Genomic DNA, 14,658 nt, shown 5'->3' on the forward strand with positions numbered 1-14,658 from the left:
TGTACATGCTTGCGCGGTTCAGGTCAGATCGCGCAAGCGGTGCTTCAAAATCTTCCCCGTCGATGCCGCTGGCAAAGCCGCGAGCACGTTGATTTCGGCGGGTCGCTTGTACGGTGCGAGGCGCGCTTCGCACCACGCGGCGAGATCGGCCGGCGTGGTTATGGCACCGCCCGTGAGTTCGACGAACGCCACTACTTCCTCGTTGCCTGCCACCGCGCGGCCGATCACCGCCGACTGCACAACATCGGGATGCGCGTTTAGCACGTGCTCGACTTCGGCCGGATACACGTTGAAGCCCGAGCGGATGATCAGCTCCTTGCTTCGCCCGGCAATATGCATCGCGCCGTCCGCGTCCTGGCGCGCGAGATCGCCTGTTTTCAGCCAGCCATCCGGAGTGACGGCGGTTTCCGTTTGCTGCGGGTTGCGGTAATAGCCGAGCATCACGTTCGGGCCGCGCACCCACAGTTCACCGACTTCGCCCGGCGCGACGTCCTTGCCGTCGAGTCCTACGAAGCGCACCTCGATGCCAGGAATTGCTGGGCCGACGGAGCAGTCGGCGCGCGGCGCTTCGAGCATCGTTTGAGAAACGGTCGGGCTGCTCTCGGTCATGCCGTAACCATTGTGCAGCGTTACGCCATACACGCCTTCGACGCGCGATTTCAACGCCGCGTCGAGCGGCGATCCGCCCGAGTAAGCAAAACGCAAACGCGGCGCGGACCACGGTAAGCCTTGCGCCTGCAGATATTCGAGCAGCTTCGCGTGCATCGCCGGCACGCCCTGGAAGATCGACACGTGTTCCTCGGCGAGCGCATGGCGCACAGCTTCTGGCGCGTAGCGCGGCGCGAGTCTGAGCGTTGCGCCTGCATACAGGCTGCCCAGGCACACGGACGCGAGTCCATACACGTGCGAGATCGGCAACACGGCGTAGACCACGTCGTCGGCATTGACGCGCCTGAGCGTGCTCGATATCGCCGCGATGAACAGCAGATTGCGGTGCGACAGCATCACGCCTTTGGGCGAGCCGGTCGTACCCGTCGTATAGATCAGCGCGGCGCACTGGCGGTTGCTGGCGCTCTCGACAGGTTCGACCTGCGCGCTTTCGTCGAACGCAAACGACCACGCGCCTATGTCGATATTAATTGCGCGCGCCGGTTGTGCCTGGTGGCGTTCGGCGTGCTGGCGTGCATCCGGCGATACTTCGACGGCATATGCAACGAGGCGCGGCTGCGCGTGCGCGCGAATCGCATCGAGTTCCGCCGCCGACAGCCGCGCGTTCGACACCAGCGCCCATGCATCGAGCGTCGCTGCCGCGAACAGCAACACGATCTGCACGATGCTGTTTTCCGCGACGATCATCACGCGGTCGCCGGCGCGCACGCCCTGTTCAGCGAGCTGCACGGCGACGGCATCGACGGCTGCGACGAGCTGCGCGCGCGTCAGGCGTCGCCCGTCTTCGATCAGCGCCGCATGCTGCGGATTGCGCGCGGCGGTGAGCTTTGGAATATCCGCGATGCGTTCGGGGAGCGCGGCGAGCAGGGCGGAGACGTCGATGACGCGCGCTGCGTCATCGGGATGCTGGACAGGATTCAAAGGTGTCTCCCTCATAAACGATTGGCGCGCGGGCACTTGCTGCACACCCTTGCATCAGACCAGTTTCGAACGATCGTGCCACAGGCTCGATGCCCGCACAATTGGCCATTTGGCCAATGGTCGGCGTGTCGTGCCGCCATTACAATGCGCCGATGAGCAAATCCAGACACGTTTCCGAAACCCCTGCCACGCAGTTTCTGCGCCGCCACAAGGTCGAGTTCGGCGAGCATCCGTACGACTATGTCGACCACGGCGGCACGGGCGAATCGGCACGGCAGCTTGGCGTCGACGAGCATCATGTGGTGAAGACGCTGGTGATGGAAGACGAGCACGCCAAGCCGCTGATCGTGCTGATGCACGGCGACCGCACGGTGTCGACCAAGAATCTCGCGCGGCAGATCGGCGCGAAACGCGTCGAGCCGTGCAAGCCGGACGTTGCGAGCCGGCATTCGGGTTACATGATCGGCGGCACGTCGCCGTTCGGCACGAAGAAGGCAATGCCCGTGTATGTGGAATCGACTATCCTCGCGCTCGACAAGATTTTTATTAACGGCGGGCGGCGCGGTTTTCTGGTCAGCATTGCGCCGAATGTGATGACGTCGCTGCTGGCCGCGAAGCCGGTGGAATGCGCGATCGTCGAATGATGTGTGCGGCTGTGGAAGCGCGTTGAGGGTTCGGTAGAATACGCGCCGTTGCTGCGCTGGCGCGTCTTGCGCATGCGGCGCATGGAGACCAGCGTCGCCTGGTACGCTTTCCGACACTGATAAGAGTTTCAACATGGAAAACCTGATTGTCGCCGTCGTGGCTTATCTGATCGGCTCGGTGTCGTTTGCCGTGGTCGTCAGCGCAGCGATGGGACTGGCCGACCCGCGCTCGTACGGCTCGAAGAACCCCGGCGCGACCAATGTGCTGCGCAGCGGCAACAGGAAAGCCGCGATCCTCACGCTGATCGGCGATGCCTTCAAGGGCTGGCTGGCCGTCTGGCTGACGGGGCATTTCTCGGCCAATTTCGGACTCGACGATACGTCCGTCGCGATTGCCGCGATCGCCGTGTTTATCGGCCACCTGTATCCGGTTTTCTTCCGCTTCAAGGGCGGCAAGGGCGTCGCAACGGCGGCGGGCGTGCTGCTCGCGATCAATCCGATCCTCGGGCTCGCAACGCTGGCCACCTGGCTGATCGTCGCGTTCTTCACCCGTTATTCGTCGCTGGCGGCGCTGTGCGCGGCGATCTTCGCGCCGCTGTTCGACGGCTTTCTGTTCGGCGCGAACGTGATTGCCGTGGCGATCGTCGCAATGAGCGCGCTGCTGATCTGGCGTCACCGCGCGAATATCGCGAAACTGGTGGCGGGGCAGGAAAGCCGTATCGGCGACAAGAAAAAAGCGGCTGCTTCGAACAAGCAGTAAGCCTGCTGCCGGCAGCGCGGCGGGATCATGTGCCGCCGCACGTGCGGCGCATGACAGCGGACATCAATCGCGGAAGTTGTTGAAATCGAGCGGCGTGTCGGTCACGTCCTTGCGCAACATGGCGATCACGCTTTGCAGGTCGTCGCGCTTGGTGCCGGTCACGCGCACGGCGTCGCCCTGAATGCTCGCCTGGACCTTGATCTTGCTGTCCTTCACGAGCTTGACGATTTTCTTCGCCAGATCGCCGGACACACCCTTCTTCACGGTGACGACCTGCTTGACCTTGTCGCCGCCGATCTTCTCGATCTTGCCGTAGTCGAGGAAGCGCACGTCCACGTTGCGCTTCGCCATTTTGGACACCAGCACGTCCTTTACCTGGCCGAGCTTGAATTCATCGTCGGCGAACGCGGTCAGTTCGCGTTCCTTCTGCTCGACGCGGGCGTCCGAGCCCTTGAAGTCGAAGCGCGTCGAGATTTCCTTGTTGGATTGCTCGATGGCGTTCTTCACTTCGATCATGTTGGCTTCGCAGACGACGTCAAACGATGGCATTGCTTTCTCCCATTTGTTTCGGAGCGTGGCGGCGCGCAAGGCTGCGCGCGACGCACTCGCTATAATCACGGACCGGTGTCATTTTACCGACGCCTTTCCCTTTTGCCCAAACCTCGCGCGGCTTGCATCCTTTCTCGCGGGTCATATCGGGCGCTTGCCAGAACATCTGATGTCCCAGTCCGCTCCGCTGTCGTTTATCGCCGATTTCCCGCTCAAGCCGCACAACACGTTCGGTTTCGATGTGCGCGCGCGGCTTGCATGCCCTATCGAAAGCGAGGCGCAGCTGCCCGGCGCCGTACGCGATCCGCGTGCCGCGGGCCTGAAGCGGCTGGTGCTGGGTGGCGGCAGCAATGTCGTGTTGACGGGCGATTTCGACGGTCTCGTGCTCCTGATCGGCTTGCGCGGACGCAAGCTGGTTCGCGAGGACGACGACGCGTGGTACGTCGAAGCGGCCGCGGGCGAGAACTGGCACGAGTTCGTGTCGTGGACGCTCGCCGAGGGCATGCCCGGCCTCGAAAATCTCGCGCTGATTCCGGGCACGGTGGGCGCGGCGCCGATCCAGAACATCGGCGCGTACGGGCTGGAGATGTGCGAGCGTTTCGCGTCGCTGCGCGCCATCGAGCTGGCAACCGGCGAAACCGTCGAACTCGACGCCGATGCTTGCCGGTTCGGCTATCGCGACAGCTACTTCAAGCAGGAAGGGCGCGAGCGCTTCGTGATCGTATCGGTGACGTTCAGGTTGCCGAAAGCCTGGGTGCCGCGCGCCGGCTATGCGGACATTGCGCGCGAACTGGCTGCCGTCGGCCTGGGCGATACGACGCCGACGCCCCAAGCGATTTTCGATGCCGTCGTCGCTGTTCGACGCGCCAAGCTGCCCGATCCGATGGCGCTTGGTAACGCGGGGAGTTTCTTCAAGAATCCTGTGGTCGATGCGACGCAGTTCGATGCGTTGCTCGCGAAAGAGCCGGAGATCGTGTCGTATCGTCAGGCGGATGGACGCGTGAAGCTTGCCGCCGGCTGGCTGATCGACAAGTGCGGCTGGAAAGGCCGAGCGTTGGGCGCGGCGGGCGTGCATGAGCGGCAGGCGCTGGTGCTGGTGAATCGCGGCGGCGCGAGCGGGGCGGAAGTGCTCGCGCTCGCCAAGGCGATCCAGCACGATGTCGCGCAGCGCTTTGGCGTGGAGCTGGAGGCCGAGCCTGTCTGTCTGTGAATGTGAAGCGAACGTGTCCTGATGAAAAAAACGCCGGCTTGAAGCCGGCGTTTTCATTTGATCTGGCTGCAGTGAAGCTCAGTGATTTAACTTGCCGAGCAGCAGGAATTCCATCAGCGCCTTCTGCACGTGCAGACGGTTTTCCGCTTCGTCCCACACGACGCTCTGCGGCCCATCGATCACTTCCGCGCTCACTTCTTCGCCACGATGCGCGGGCAGGCAGTGCATGAAGAGGGCGTCCTTGTTCGCACGCGACATCATGTCGGCATCGACGCACCAGTCCGCGAACGCCTTCTTGCGCGCTTCGTTTTCGGCCTCGAAGCCCATGCTGGTCCAGACGTCCGTGGTGACGAGGTCCGCGCCCTTGCAGGCTTCGTTCGGATCGTCGAATTCTTCGTAGAACGGCGCGCTTTCGTCCGCGACCAGCGCGCGGTCGAGCTTGTAGCCCGGCGGCGTGGACAGCCGCAGCTTGAAGCCGAGAATCTGCGCGGCTTCGATCCACGTGTACAGCATGTTGTTCGCGTCGCCGACCCACGCGACCGTCTTGCCGCGAATCGGCCCGCGATGCTCGTAATACGTGAAGATGTCGGCCAGCACCTGGCACGGGTGATACTCGTTCGTCAGACCGTTGATGACAGGCACGCGCGAGTTTTCCGCAAAGCGCTGGATGATGTCCTGGCCGAACGTGCGGATCATGATGATGTCGACCATCCGCGAGATGACCTGCGCTGCGTCTTCGATCGGCTCGCCGCGGCCGAGTTGGGTATCGCGCGTGCTCATGAAGACGGCGTGACCGCCGAGCTGGAAGATGCCCGCTTCGAACGACAGGCGCGTGCGCGTCGAGTTTTTCTCGAAGATCATCGCGAGCGTGCGGTCGTGCAGCGGATGATACGTCTCGTAGTTCTTGAACTTGCGCTTCAGGATGCGCGCGCGCTCGAGCACGTACTCGTAGTCTTCCAGCGAGAAATCGTTGAACTGCAGATAGTGGCGGATTTTCTTGGCGGTCATAAAACAAATACGGCGGATTCACCCGGGCGAAGTTGCCGGACTGGGCCGCCGTTGTTTGTGGTAACTCAGTCCAGCATAAAGGATTTTGAATGTTTTGACGAGTCGGCCAAAAGCTATGTCCCACTTATCGGAACCTGCAAAGGACTGTTCCAGGACGCTTGTGTGCAGTGCGGAAGAACCCTCGCTGCGCTATAATCTCAAAGTTTTCTCAAAGCCCGGCGGGCAGGCTTTACGCTTGCAGGACACGGCTTTCGCGCAATCGCTGGCGCATGCAGTTTCGCCGCGACGTGCGCCACATGGCTGCTGCCCAAGGCGCCCTCGCTGGCTTGCCACGGCAGGCGAACGGCATACTACGGCTGGTTCGCAGGGTCGCGAGACGTGTTCACACAGCGTTTTCAGGCAACATCCTTCGCGGGCTCTTTACTGGCAGATCGCCGGGCAGTTACACAGGGTTTCGTACATGGCCGACACACCCCCAACCGAATATTTCATTCAAGGCATCACGTCGAGCGGGCGCAAGTTTCGTCCGAGCGACTGGTCGGAGCGGCTGGCGGGCGTGATGTCGTGTTACGGTCCGGGCGCGAAGGGGCCGAATGCCCGTCTTCAGTATTCCCATTACGTTCGCCCTACGCTGATCGGCGACGTCAAGGTGGTGATTCTCGATTCGCGCTTGCGGGATATCGAGCCGATGGCTTTTGATTTCGTGATGAACTTCGCGAAAGACAACGATCTGCTCGTCACCGAGGCCTGCGAGCTTCCGCCTGAACACGAGGCGCGCAAGGCGCCGTAAGGTGTGAGCGTAGAGAAGCAGACAATGGAACCCGCATCGGCGGGTTTTTTTGTGTCCGCGTGCGTAGCAGATGCGAGCGCAAACAAAAAAGCCCGCAAAAGCGGGCTTTCATGACGCAGCGGAAACAGGAAGCAGCCCGCGCGAGCGAGCTGCCGGATTCGTGAAATTACTGCGCTGCGGGCGCTTGCAGACCCTTGATGGCTGCAGCGAGGCGGCTCTTATGGCGAGCTGCCTTGTTCTTGTGAACGATTTTCTTGTCGGCAATGATGTCCAGCGTCTTCGCCGATGCCTTGAAGATTTCAGCGGCTTGCGCTGCGTCGCCGGCTTCGATTGCCTTGCGGACAGCCTTGACAGCCGTGCGGTACTTCGAGCGCAGCGCCGAGTTGTGCGAATTTGCCTTGGCGGCTTGGCGGGCGCGCTTGCGTGCTTGTGCGGTGTTAGCCATGACGGTTCCTTATCCTGTTCCTGTTTCCAGTGCCTGCTTTCAAGTGAAGGGCAGGCGCTGCTTTAGATCGAACCCCTGAGAGCGATTGCCCAAGGGCGCAAATAGACAAACGAAACTACGTGGAATCCCGCTCATTCTGACCCGGGTTGAGTGAGGCAGAAAGGTTTGCGAGCTTCGAAACCGGCGATTATAGCAACAAAATCAGATACGTGGCAACCGCGCGGTGTGACGGTGTTGCCGGCGGACTCGTAAAGCGGTTGGCTGCTGTCACCGTTTTGCCTCGAGCGCGGCAATGCGCGGGCAGGGCATCCCAACGCGCGAGGGCGCGTCGAGCAAGAAGTTTCCTCACAAATTCGCCTGCAAATCGAACGTCTTTGCTGCAAATCGGTCCCAAACGCTTCGAATTGCCACGAATCGTGCCTCTGACATGCTGAGCGCCCTGGGCGCACCCGTATAATAAGCGCCCCATGAATCTATTCCGAGCCCTGCTGACGGTCAGCGGCTTCACGTTGCTTTCGCGCGTGACCGGACTGGCCCGCGAAACCCTGATTGCCCGCGCTTTCGGCGCGAGTCAATACACCGACGCGTTCTACGTCGCGTTCCGCATCCCGAACCTGCTGCGCCGCATTTCCGCGGAAGGCGCGTTCTCGCAGGCCTTCGTGCCGATCCTTGCCGAGTTCAAGAATCAGCAGGGCCACGACGCGACCAAGGCGCTCGTCGATGCCACGTCGACCGTGCTCGCGTGGGCGCTTGCCGTGCTGTCGCTGCTCGGTGTGGCGGGCGCGACGTGGGTCGTGCTGGTGGTCGCTTCCGGCCTGCGCAGCGACGGCCAGGCGTTCACGCTCGCCGTGTCGATGACGCGGATCATGTTCCCTTACATCGTGTTCATCTCGCTGACGTCGCTGGCGTCGGGCGTGCTGAATACGTACAAGAACTTCTCGTTGCCCGCGTTCGCGCCCGTGCTGCTGAACGTCGCGTTCATCATCGCAGCCGTGTTCGTCGCGCCGCTGATGAAAGTGCCCGTGTTCGCGCTCGCGTGGGCCGTGATTGCGGGCGGTATCGCGCAGTTCATCGTGCAGCTGCCGGGGCTGAAGAAGATCGACATGATCCCGCGCATCGGGCTCAATCCGCTCAAGGCGCTCGCGCATCGCGGCGTGAAGCGCGTGCTCGCGAAGATGGTGCCGGCGATGTTCGCTGTCTCCGTTGCGCAGATCAGCCTGATCATCAACACGAATATCGCATCGCACATCGGGCCGGGTGCCGTGTCGTGGATCAACTACGCCGACCGTCTGATGGAGTTCCCGACCGCGCTCCTCGGTGTCGCGCTTGGCACGATCCTGCTGCCGAGCCTGTCGAAGGCGCACGTCGACGCCGACGCGCACGAATACTCGGCGCTGCTCGACTGGGGCTTGCGCGTGACATTCCTGCTCGCCGCGCCGAGCGCTATCGCATTGTTCTTCTTCGCCGAACCGCTGACGGCCACGCTGTTCCACTATGGCAAGTTCGATGGCAATGCTGTGGTGATGGTGGGGCGCGCGCTTGCTGCGTACGGCATCGGCCTGATCGGCATCATCCTGATCAAGATTCTTGCGCCCGGCTTCTATGCGAAGCAGGACATCAAGACGCCTGTGAAGATCGGCGTCTTCGTGCTGGTGATGACCCAGGTGAGCAACTATGTGTTCGTGCCGATTTTCTCGCACGCAGGCCTGACGCTGTCGATCGGGCTGGGTGCCTGCGTGAACGCGTTGTGCCTGTTCATCGGCTTGCGGCGGCGCGGCATCTATATGCCGTCGTCGGGCTGGGCGGTGTTTTTCGTGCAGCTGATTGGCGCGTGTCTCGTGCTCGCCGGCGTGATGCACTGGTTCGCGACCAGCTTCGACTGGATCGGCATGCACGCCGAGCCGGTGCGGCGCATGGTGCTGCTTGCCGCGTCACTCGTGCTGTTCGCGGCGCTATATTTCGGTATGCTCTGGCTGATGGGCTTCAAATACGCGTATTTCAGAAGGCGAGCGAAGTGATCACGATGACCCGGGTTCTCGACTATTTCAGCGCGCTCGTCGCCGAGGACGATGGGCTTCCGCTCACGGAAGCGGCGCTTTCGCTCGCGCAGGACGCTTATCCCGATCTCGATCTTCAAGCGGTGCTCGCGGAGATCGACGAGCTTACGCTACGCGTCAAACGACGCATTCCGGACGACGCCGACATCCAGCAGCGCGTCGGCATTCTGAATCGCTACTTCTTCCGCGAACTCGGTTTCGCGGCGAACGTCAACGATTACTACGACCCGGACAACAGCCATCTGAACATGGTGCTCAAGCGTCGGCGCGGCATTCCGATTTCGCTGGCCGTGCTGTATCTGGAGATGGCGTCGCAGGTCGATATTCCTGTGCGCGGCGTAGCGTTTCCGGGGCATTTTCTGCTGCGCATCACATTGCCCGAAGGCGACGCGATGATCGATCCGACCACGGGGCATCCGCTGACGGAAGCAGAAATGGTCGAGATGCTCGAGCCTTACGTGGCGAAAGCGGGTGAATCGGTGAGCCGCGCGCTGCGCATGTTGCTGCAACCGGCCACGCGCCGCGAGATCATCGCGCGCATGCTGCGCAACCTGAAGGCAACGTATCTCCAAACCGAACGCTGGCAGCGGATGCTCGCGGTGCAGCAGCGGCTTGTGATTCTGCTGCCGGACAGCATCGAGGAAGTGCGCGATCGGGGCTTTGCGTATGCGCGGCTCGATTATTTGCGGCCGGCGCTTGAAGACCTTGAACGCTATCTGGGCGATCGCCCGGATGCTGAAGATGCGACCGTCGTCGAATCGCAATTGCACGAATTGCGGCAGCGCACGCAGCACAACGATCGCGATTGATCGGCTGCTCCAGACCGCTGCTTTAAAAAGAAACGCCTGCGTAAAACACTACGCAGGCGTTTTTATTTGGGCGTCGTCGTTTAGTACAACGCGAGGCGCGAGCGGTTACTTCGGCTGCATGCGGATCGCGCCGTCCAGACGGATCACTTCGCCGTTGAGCATCGGGTTATCGAAGATCTGCTTGACGAGCATGGCGTACTCATCCGGTTTGCCGAGGCGCGGCGGGAACGGCACCATCGCGCCGAGCGCGTCCTGAACTTCCTGCGGCATGCCGAGCAGCATCGGCGTTTCGAAGATGCCGGGCGCAATCGTCATCACGCGAATGGCGTTGCGCGAGAGATCACGCGCGATCGGCAGGGTCATGCCCGCGACGCCTGCTTTCGATGCCGCATAAGCCGCTTGCCCGATCTGCCCGTCGAACGCGGCGACAGATGCCGTATTGACGATCACGCCGCGCTCGCCGAGCGCATTCGGTTCGAGCTTCGACATTTCGGCGGCAGCGAGGCGAATCATGTTGAACGTGCCGACGAGATTGATCGACACCGTGCGTGCAAACGAGTGCAGCGGATGCGGTCCGTCCTTGCCGACTGTTTTCATCGCTGGCGCGACGCCCGCGCAATTGACGAGGCCGCGCAGTGCGCCGAGTTTCGTTGCCGCTTCGACGGCGAGCGCGCCATCGTCTTCGCGGCTCACGTCGCATTTGACAAACACGCCGCCGAGTTCCTGCGCGAGCGCTGTGCCTGTTTCCTGGTTCAGGTCCGCGAGCACGACCTTGCCGCCGTTTTGCGCGAAGAGTCGCGCTGTTGCCGCGCCGAGGCCGGATGCGCCGCCTGTGACCAGGAACACGTTGTTCTTGATGTCCATGTCTTCTCCTTGATTGGATGCGTGAATCGCGGGATTTGGAATTGTTGTCGCTGGATGATTTTAACGGCTGGGCGTTAAAGTGCGTGGGTGGGGAGTTGGTTTGGTTTTGCTTGGTTTGGTTTGGTTTGGTTTGGTTTGCTTTTCGCTGGCATCCGCGTTGTGATGTACCCCTTCAGGCGTTGCCCCTGTGCGGGGCGGCACTTACTTTCTTTGCCGCCGCAAAGAAAGTAAGCAAAGAAAGCGGGCTAACACCGCCCGTGCTTGACCATCGCCTGAGGGCCCCCAACAGTTCCTCCGCTTCACACGGCAATCTGCCAATCGTTGCCCGTTGCCAGCGCTTCGGCTAAGCGCCTCACCCGCTTCAATCACCCGTAGCGCAGCCAGAGGCAGCGAACGGTCACGGCCGCCCAGGTGGCAAACTGTGTGTAGGTCGCAGTACTTCACACGTCAGCGTTCCTTCGACACCGATCGTGTTTTTCAGTCCGGAGTGAAGCGCGTACGCAGCGAAAGCCTACACACAGTTTGCCGCGAGAGAACGTGGGAGATGCGATCGCGCATGTGGCGACGGGGGAGTGTGAAGCGGGTGAGGCGCTCAATAAGAGCGCTGGCAGCGGGCATCGAGAAGAATGCTGTCGCGGACAGGACGGGGCCGTTGGGGGCCCGTGGGCAACTACAAGAACTGGCGGTGTTCAGCGGCTTTCTTTTGCCTACTTTTCTTTGCCGCGGCAAAGAAAAGTAGGTGCCGCCCCGCACAGGGGCGACGCTTGAAGGGGTACATCACAACGCGGATGCCAGCGAAAACACAAGCACACCACCCCAGCGTCGCAAGACAAACAAAAACCTACTTACTTCAGCGCCTCAAACACACGCGCGCGGATTTCATCGACAGAACCGAGGCCAGAGATCCGGCGATACTGCGGCGCCTTCAACGTCGTCGTCGCATCGCCATTCTGTGCCCAACCGTTGTAGTAATCGATCAGCGGCTTGGTCTGCGAGACATACACGTCGAGACGCTTCTTGACGGTCTCTTCCTTGTCGTCGTCGCGCTGGATCAGCGGCTCACCCGTGACATCGTCAACGCCCTCAACCTTCGGCGGATTGAACTTCACGTGATACGTACGCCCCGAAGCCGGGTGCATGCGACGCCCGCTCATACGCGTGATGATCTCGTCGAACGGCACGTCGATCTCCAGCACGTAGTCGATCGCAACGCCAGCCTGCTTCATCGCTTCCGCTTGCGGAATGGTGCGCGGGAAGCCGTCGAACAAATAGCCGTTCTCGCAGTCGCAATCTTGCAGACGTTCCTTCACGAGGTTGATGATGAGTTCATCCGTGACGAGTTCGCCCGCATCCATGTAGCGCTTCGCTTCGAGGCCGAGCGGTGTGCCGGCCTTCACAGCGGCGCGCAACATGTCGCCCGTCGAGATTTGCGGAATGCCGAACTTCTCCTTGATGAAGTTCGCCTGGGTGCCCTTGCCCGCGCCAGGAGCGCCCAACAGGATCAAACGCATTTGATATCTCCAGATCTATGTCAATTCTGTTTGGCGTGCCGCGAGTCATTGAATGCATGACGCGGTCGACGCTCTTGATTCTTTGTTGCCGCTGTTGATACCGGGCAGCTTTTCACTACCGGCTTCGCGCTGCACGCACTACGCGGCGCTGCGAAACAAACGGCACAACATGCGGATTAAAAACGGGCGAATGGTGATATCGATCAATGCGCATCGATATCGGATGAATCGCGCGAACGATCGATTATGCCATGGCTTTTTACGCTGACGACCCGAAAAACGCCTGTACGCGGGCCAGATCGTCCGGTGTGTCGACACCCGGCAGCGGCGCGTCGTGCGTGACGAGCACCGCAATGTGCTCGCCATGCCACATCGCGCGCAGCTGTTCGAGCGCTTCGGCCTGCTCGATAGGGGAGATCGACAGACTCGGGTAAGTACGGAGGAACTTCGCGCGATACGCGTACAGCCCGATATGCCGGTAGACGGCAGCGGGTGCAGGCGGGGCGGGCATCTGCGCGACATTCGGCCAGTGGGGCTGGTACGCGTCGCGGACCCATGGAATCGGCGCGCGCGAGAAGTACAGCGCGACACCGCGTGCATCGAGCACGACCTTGACGACGTTCGGATTGAACACTTCCGCCGGTTCGTGGATCGGATGCGCGGCCGTTGCGATCGCCGCGCCTTGCGTTGCCGCGAGGTGCGACGCTACGCCGCGCACCAGCGCGGGATCGATCAGCGGCTCATCGCCCTGCACGTTGACGACGATCGTCTCGTCGCTCCAGCCGTAATGCGCCGCCACTTCAGCGAGACGGTCGGTGCCCGACGGATGATCGGCGCGCGTCATCATCGCGTCGATGCCATGCGCGCGCGCGACGTCGTACACGGACTGCGCGTCGGTCGCCACCAGCACCTGCTGCGCGCCCGATTCGAGCGCGCGTTCCGCGACGCGCACGACCATCGGCTTGCCGCCGATATCGGCGAGCGGCTTGTTCGGCAGACGCGTCGAAGCGAGGCGCGCCGGGACGACGGCGATAAAGGGCGGAGTGGACTGGGTCTGGTTCATCGGAAGCGTGACGTCAAGCCTTGCGAGGGCCGAGAAAAATGCGCCGCCTGGACGGCGGCGCAGTGTGCGAATTCAGTGAGAGCATGCGCGCAACGAGAGATTCGATGCGACGCTCAGACGCTCAGGCAACCGAGCCCGGGTTCAGGTCGACGGGCGTGCCTTCGACCGTTTGCCGCGCTTCGTCGACCAGCATCACGGGGATGCCGTCGCGGATCGGATACGCGAGCTTGTCTGCATTGCAGATCAGTTCCTGCGCGGCGCGGTCGTAGCTGAGCGGGCCCTTGCAGATCGGGCAAACGAGAATTTCAAGCAGGCGAGCGTCCACGGACTTTCTCCACAACGAGTGCAATGAGGCGATGATCGAGCGTGGCTTCGACGGGAACGACCCAGAGCCGCGCATCATGCCAGGACCCTAATTTTACCGCATCCTTTTCGGTGATCAGGATCGCGTCGGCGTCCACGTCGACGAACGGATTCGTGCTGAATGCGTAATGATCGGGCAGTGCGCGCGTCTGCGGCGAAAGGCCGGCCGCACGCAGCGTCGCGAAGAATCGCTCGGGCGCGCCGATGCCCGCCGCCGCGAGCACGCGCTCGCCGGCGAACTGCGCGAGCGGGCGGCGCAGACGCGGATTGTCGAGATGCCACGCGTCGCCGGGTGCGAGTTCCAGCGCGAACGTGTTCGGCCACGGCGGCAGCGTGCGCTCGTACGGATTGTTGATCAGCGTCGCGTCGCGTTTGCGCGACAAGGGCTCGCGCAACGGGCCGGCGGGCAGCAGGAAGCCGTTGCCGCCCAGCCGGTGATCGAACACGACGATTTCCGCATCGCGTTCCAGACGATAGTGCTGCAGGCCGTCGTCGCTGACGATCACATCGACATCGCGGTGCGTTTTGCACAGCGCTTCAGCCGCCGCGACGCGATCCGGGCACACGAACACGGGCGCACCCGTGCGACGCGCGATCAGGAGCGGCTCGTCGCCCGCCTGCGATGCCTTCGACGTCGGCGTGACGAGCGTGGGCAGCGTGATCTTCGCGCCATAGCCACGCGACACGACGCCGGGCGTGAAGCCCGCGCTGCGCAGCGCCTGCACCAGCGCGATCACCGTCGGCGTCTTGCCCGTGCCGCCGACGGTCACGTTGCCGACCACCACCACGGGCACGCGAATGCGCACCGACCTCAGCCAGCCGGCCTTGAAGGCCGCGCGGCGCGCGAGCGCGACCGCGCCGAACACGCACGCGAGCGGCGTCATCGCCCACGCGAGCGGGCCGCGCTGCTGCCACTCGCGCGCGATGCGCGCTTCGAGGCTGGACGCGCGATCGCTCATCGGCAGGCGGCCGGCTTGCGCGGCGCGTCAGACAGG

At 62.5% G+C, this 14,658-nt stretch carries 16 protein-coding genes; 6 read left to right on the top strand and 10 right to left on the bottom strand.

Features of this window, described 5'->3' with window-relative positions; genetic code table 11:
- Positions 1 to 18: 18 nt before the first annotated feature.
- Positions 19 to 1,605 (bottom strand): AMP-binding protein, encoded by a 1,587-nt coding sequence (locus G3O01_RS06225; RefSeq protein WP_205803643.1) that lies wholly within the window; start codon positions 1,603 to 1,605, stop codon positions 19 to 21.
- Between the two features lie 137 nt (positions 1,606 to 1,742).
- Between G3O01_RS06225 and ybaK the strand changes: the two genes are divergently transcribed.
- Positions 1,743 to 2,234, top strand: a complete 492-nt coding sequence (ybaK, locus tag G3O01_RS06230) for a Cys-tRNA(Pro) deacylase (protein WP_205803644.1) — start codon at positions 1,743 to 1,745, stop codon at positions 2,232 to 2,234.
- Positions 2,235 to 2,367: 133 nt separating this feature from the next.
- On the top strand, positions 2,368 to 2,994 hold the full coding sequence (gene plsY, locus G3O01_RS06235) for a glycerol-3-phosphate 1-O-acyltransferase PlsY (RefSeq protein ID WP_205803645.1): 627 nt from the start codon (positions 2,368 to 2,370) through the stop codon (positions 2,992 to 2,994).
- 63 nt (positions 2,995 to 3,057) lie between these two features.
- Here the strand turns inward: plsY and G3O01_RS06240 are convergent, their stop codons facing one another.
- Entirely contained in the window at positions 3,058 to 3,543 is a 486-nt protein-coding gene (locus G3O01_RS06240; protein ID WP_012399944.1) for a YajQ family cyclic di-GMP-binding protein, read from the bottom strand.
- The gene (locus G3O01_RS06245; protein ID WP_205803646.1) at positions 3,530 to 3,709 is read right to left on the bottom strand and encodes a hypothetical protein; all 180 of its coding nucleotides are present in this window, start codon (positions 3,707 to 3,709) and stop codon (positions 3,530 to 3,532) included. The genes G3O01_RS06240 and G3O01_RS06245 overlap by 14 nt, the downstream gene beginning before the upstream one ends.
- A 3-nt stretch (positions 3,710 to 3,712) precedes the next feature.
- Here G3O01_RS06245 and murB point away from each other — a divergent pair, with 3 nt between their 5' ends.
- Positions 3,713 to 4,753 carry a UDP-N-acetylmuramate dehydrogenase gene (gene murB, locus G3O01_RS06250; RefSeq protein ID WP_205803647.1) on the top strand — a complete coding sequence of 347 codons (1,041 nt, stop codon included), beginning with the start codon at positions 3,713 to 3,715 and terminating at the stop codon, positions 4,751 to 4,753.
- A gap of 78 nt (positions 4,754 to 4,831) precedes the next feature.
- Here murB and argF read toward each other — a convergent pair whose 3' ends face one another.
- On the bottom strand, positions 4,832 to 5,761 hold the full coding sequence (argF, locus tag G3O01_RS06255; RefSeq protein WP_205803648.1) for an ornithine carbamoyltransferase: 930 nt from the start codon (positions 5,759 to 5,761) through the stop codon (positions 4,832 to 4,834).
- 460 nt (positions 5,762 to 6,221) lie between these two features.
- On the opposite strand from argF, the gene G3O01_RS06260 reads away from it, so the two are divergent.
- Positions 6,222 to 6,551 carry a DUF3579 domain-containing protein gene (locus G3O01_RS06260; protein WP_180721616.1) on the top strand — a complete coding sequence of 110 codons (330 nt, stop codon included), beginning with the start codon at positions 6,222 to 6,224 and terminating at the stop codon, positions 6,549 to 6,551.
- A 166-nt stretch (positions 6,552 to 6,717) separates the two neighbouring features.
- Here G3O01_RS06260 and rpsT read toward each other — a convergent pair whose 3' ends face one another.
- Entirely contained in the window at positions 6,718 to 6,996 is a 279-nt protein-coding gene (gene rpsT / locus G3O01_RS06265) for a 30S ribosomal protein S20 (protein ID WP_205803649.1), read from the bottom strand.
- A 467-nt stretch (positions 6,997 to 7,463) separates the two neighbouring features.
- Between rpsT and murJ the strand changes: the two genes are divergently transcribed.
- Positions 7,464 to 9,014 carry a murein biosynthesis integral membrane protein MurJ gene (murJ, locus tag G3O01_RS06270; RefSeq protein WP_205803650.1) on the top strand — a complete coding sequence of 517 codons (1,551 nt, stop codon included), beginning with the start codon at positions 7,464 to 7,466 and terminating at the stop codon, positions 9,012 to 9,014.
- A gap of 5 nt (positions 9,015 to 9,019) precedes the next feature.
- A complete protein-coding gene (locus tag G3O01_RS06275) occupies positions 9,020 to 9,862 on the top strand; it encodes a SirB1 family protein (protein WP_205803723.1) in 843 nt (280 codons plus the stop codon).
- 105 nt (positions 9,863 to 9,967) lie between these two features.
- Here G3O01_RS06275 and G3O01_RS06280 read toward each other — a convergent pair whose 3' ends face one another.
- The 5 genes from G3O01_RS06280 to lpxK all read right to left on the bottom strand — a co-directional run bounded on the left by G3O01_RS06280 (position 9,968) and on the right by lpxK (position 14,622).
- The gene (locus tag G3O01_RS06280; RefSeq protein ID WP_205803651.1) at positions 9,968 to 10,726 is read right to left on the bottom strand and encodes a 3-hydroxyacyl-CoA dehydrogenase; all 759 of its coding nucleotides are present in this window, start codon (positions 10,724 to 10,726) and stop codon (positions 9,968 to 9,970) included.
- 845 nt (positions 10,727 to 11,571) lie between these two features.
- Positions 11,572 to 12,237 (bottom strand): adenylate kinase, encoded by a 666-nt coding sequence (gene adk / locus G3O01_RS06285; protein WP_205803652.1) that lies wholly within the window; start codon positions 12,235 to 12,237, stop codon positions 11,572 to 11,574.
- A gap of 259 nt (positions 12,238 to 12,496) precedes the next feature.
- Positions 12,497 to 13,300: a 3-deoxy-manno-octulosonate cytidylyltransferase gene (gene kdsB, locus G3O01_RS06290; RefSeq protein WP_205803653.1), complete on the bottom strand. Its 804-nt coding sequence runs from the start codon at positions 13,298 to 13,300 to the stop codon at positions 12,497 to 12,499.
- Between the two features lie 121 nt (positions 13,301 to 13,421).
- Positions 13,422 to 13,625 (bottom strand): Trm112 family protein, encoded by a 204-nt coding sequence (locus tag G3O01_RS06295; protein ID WP_007180583.1) that lies wholly within the window; start codon positions 13,623 to 13,625, stop codon positions 13,422 to 13,424.
- Positions 13,606 to 14,622 (bottom strand): tetraacyldisaccharide 4'-kinase, encoded by a 1,017-nt coding sequence (gene lpxK, locus G3O01_RS06300; protein WP_205803654.1) that lies wholly within the window; start codon positions 14,620 to 14,622, stop codon positions 13,606 to 13,608. The genes G3O01_RS06295 and lpxK overlap by 20 nt, the downstream gene beginning before the upstream one ends.
- Positions 14,623 to 14,658 lie beyond the last annotated feature (36 nt).

Source organism: Burkholderia sp. Ac-20365, assembly GCF_017104715.1.
Classification (GTDB): domain Bacteria; phylum Pseudomonadota; class Gammaproteobacteria; order Burkholderiales; family Burkholderiaceae; genus Paraburkholderia.

Coding starts and splice junctions, on each gene's coding strand:
- G3O01_RS06225 (WP_205803643.1), bottom strand. CDS start 1,605: ATGAGGGAGACACCTTTGAATCCTGTCCAGCATCCCGATGACGCAGCG.
- ybaK (WP_205803644.1), top strand. CDS start 1,743: ATGAGCAAATCCAGACACGTTTCCGAAACCCCTGCCACGCAGTTTCTG.
- plsY (WP_205803645.1), top strand. CDS start 2,368: ATGGAAAACCTGATTGTCGCCGTCGTGGCTTATCTGATCGGCTCGGTG.
- G3O01_RS06240 (WP_012399944.1), bottom strand. CDS start 3,543: ATGCCATCGTTTGACGTCGTCTGCGAAGCCAACATGATCGAAGTGAAG.
- G3O01_RS06245 (WP_205803646.1), bottom strand. CDS start 3,709: ATGTTCTGGCAAGCGCCCGATATGACCCGCGAGAAAGGATGCAAGCCG.
- murB (WP_205803647.1), top strand. CDS start 3,713: ATGTCCCAGTCCGCTCCGCTGTCGTTTATCGCCGATTTCCCGCTCAAG.
- argF (WP_205803648.1), bottom strand. CDS start 5,761: ATGACCGCCAAGAAAATCCGCCACTATCTGCAGTTCAACGATTTCTCG.
- G3O01_RS06260 (WP_180721616.1), top strand. CDS start 6,222: ATGGCCGACACACCCCCAACCGAATATTTCATTCAAGGCATCACGTCG.
- rpsT (WP_205803649.1), bottom strand. CDS start 6,996: ATGGCTAACACCGCACAAGCACGCAAGCGCGCCCGCCAAGCCGCCAAG.
- murJ (WP_205803650.1), top strand. CDS start 7,464: ATGAATCTATTCCGAGCCCTGCTGACGGTCAGCGGCTTCACGTTGCTT.
- G3O01_RS06275 (WP_205803723.1), top strand. CDS start 9,020: ATGACCCGGGTTCTCGACTATTTCAGCGCGCTCGTCGCCGAGGACGAT.
- G3O01_RS06280 (WP_205803651.1), bottom strand. CDS start 10,726: ATGGACATCAAGAACAACGTGTTCCTGGTCACAGGCGGCGCATCCGGC.
- adk (WP_205803652.1), bottom strand. CDS start 12,237: ATGCGTTTGATCCTGTTGGGCGCTCCTGGCGCGGGCAAGGGCACCCAG.
- kdsB (WP_205803653.1), bottom strand. CDS start 13,300: ATGAACCAGACCCAGTCCACTCCGCCCTTTATCGCCGTCGTCCCGGCG.
- lpxK (WP_205803654.1), bottom strand. CDS start 14,622: ATGAGCGATCGCGCGTCCAGCCTCGAAGCGCGCATCGCGCGCGAGTGG.